The organism is Mesorhizobium sp. M5C.F.Ca.IN.020.29.1.1, from assembly GCF_003997375.1.
Classification (GTDB): domain Bacteria; phylum Pseudomonadota; class Alphaproteobacteria; order Rhizobiales; family Rhizobiaceae; genus Mesorhizobium; species Mesorhizobium wenxiniae.
The window spans coordinates 1-1,888 of record NZ_RZSW01000843.1 but is presented as its reverse complement, the minus strand read 5'-3'; the positions used below and the strand labels follow the sequence as shown (position 1 = coordinate 1,888).

The window sequence follows — 1,888 nt, the reverse complement described above, 5'->3', positions numbered from 1 at the left end:
ACGGCATCCAGGCAGGGACCGCGGCCTCGTGGCCGCTGCAGCGTCCATCGGGGTGGTGCTGGGGGTCGGCCTGGCCGTGGTGTTTGTCTTCGGAGATGCGTACCTCAACAGCTCGACCGAGTCGATCGGCGGCTGGCTCCAAAGAGTTGCATTCGTCCTCGGCTGCGGCCTGACGGTTCTCGCCATGATGGTCGACCAGGCCTTCGTCGGCAACCTGCGCAGCACCGGCAGGATGATCCGGCAAGTGCTGTTCTCCACATTCAAGCTGCTGCTGATCGCCTGCGCTGCGGCCGCCGGCCACACGTCCAGTGCCGCGCTGCTTCTGACCTGGGTGGCCGGCCTGCTGGCGTCCTTTGTCGGCGTCGATCTCTTGACCCGGGGCGGCGCGCGTCGTCTTGTTGGGGTCCCCGATTTTCAGCTGCTCCATATTCTCCGACGCAAGGTGGTCGACCATTACGCGCTCGATGTGGCCGTGCAGGCCCCGAGCGTCATCATGCCCTACCTTGTGCTGGTTCTCCTGTCGCCCACCACAAATGCCGCCTTCGTGGCGTTGTGGATGCTGGTCACTATGGCGTCATTGATTCCCGCAGCCATGGCCACGGTCCTGTTCCCCGTGATCCGGGCATGCCCAAAACAATCCAGACACGATGTCCTTGTATCGGTGACGGCGTCATTGCTCTTCTCGCTGGTCTGCGCCGTCATAGTCTTCACCTATTCGCAGCAGATCCTTGCGGTCTTCAATCCAGCGTATCCTGAGATCGCCGGTTCGAGCCTGCGCTTCCTCGGCTTCAGCCTGTTGGGATCAACGCTCAAATTTCATGCCTGTACGCTGGCGCGGTTGGGAGACAGGATGCGCAAGGCATCTCGCTGGTTCGCGCTTGGCGGATTGCTGGAGCTGTGCTTCGTGGTCGCGGGGGCGAAGCTTGGTGGACTTCAAGGCCTGGTCCTAGGCTGGACGCTCGCCGTCAGCATCGAGGGTGCATGTGCCGCCCTGATTTTGGCCTTCGCGGTGAAACTGGATTCTGCCGCCGGCCCCGCGCAGCACGAGCGACCGACCGAGTCGCCGCTCCAGACTTGAGGAGACATCGATCATGGCGCTGGGTTTGGGATTTCAAGCAGAACATTGTTACATTGGACACCCAATGACGACGGCGAATATTGCTCTGCAAATTTTCACCGATATGGACGCGGTGGAAGCTCAGTGGAGAACATTAGAGCAACATGCGGATTGTACCGTATTCCAATTGTTTGATTGGCAGATGGAATGGTATCGCCACATCGGCTCCAAAGAGAAACTGATTCCGGTGATCGTGCTGGGTCTCGACGATACCGGCGTGGCGGTTTTTATTCTGCCATTGGCGATCGAACGCCATGGTCTGATCCGCCGGCTGGTCTGGTTTGGATCGGAATTGTGCGATTATAATTCGCCCATCCTGGCGATAAATTTTAGCGATCACGTGAAACCTGGGCAATTCGGCCGCCTTTGGAAAGACATAATTCGGACGATTCAAGACTATCCTCAACTTCGTTTCGACGCTGTCGAATTTTACAATATGCCCAGTGTTGTCGGCTCTCAACCTAATCCTTTTCTCGACTTGCCAGTCTTGCTGGCTAATTGCGGCGGACATGTCGCAACCCTCCCGGAAGCGAACTGGGATCGGTTTTATGCGTCAAAGTTTTCGAATTCGACGCTGCATACCCACCGGCGCAAGGCCAAAAACCTCGCCAAGCAAGGTGGCGGGGCGATTCGCTTTGTAGACGTGCAAGAGCAGGCCGAGATCGAGTGGACCATTGCAAAGCTGATCGAACAAAAACGGAGCAGCTATGCCCGAATGGGTATTCATGATATGTTCTCACGTCCGGGTTTTCGCGAATTTTACTTTGCGAT

Annotated in this window: 2 protein-coding genes; both read left to right on the top strand. The window is 57.6% G+C overall.

Translation table 11 applies throughout. The features are described 5' to 3' along the window. The coding region (locus EOA85_RS34185) for a hypothetical protein (protein ID WP_206523451.1) at positions 1–1,078 on the top strand (1,078 nt) is incomplete at its 5' end. A 13-nt stretch (positions 1,079–1,091) separates the two neighbouring features. Continuing rightward, the coding region (locus tag EOA85_RS34180; RefSeq protein WP_164760095.1) for a hypothetical protein at positions 1,092–1,888 on the top strand (797 nt) is incomplete at its 3' end.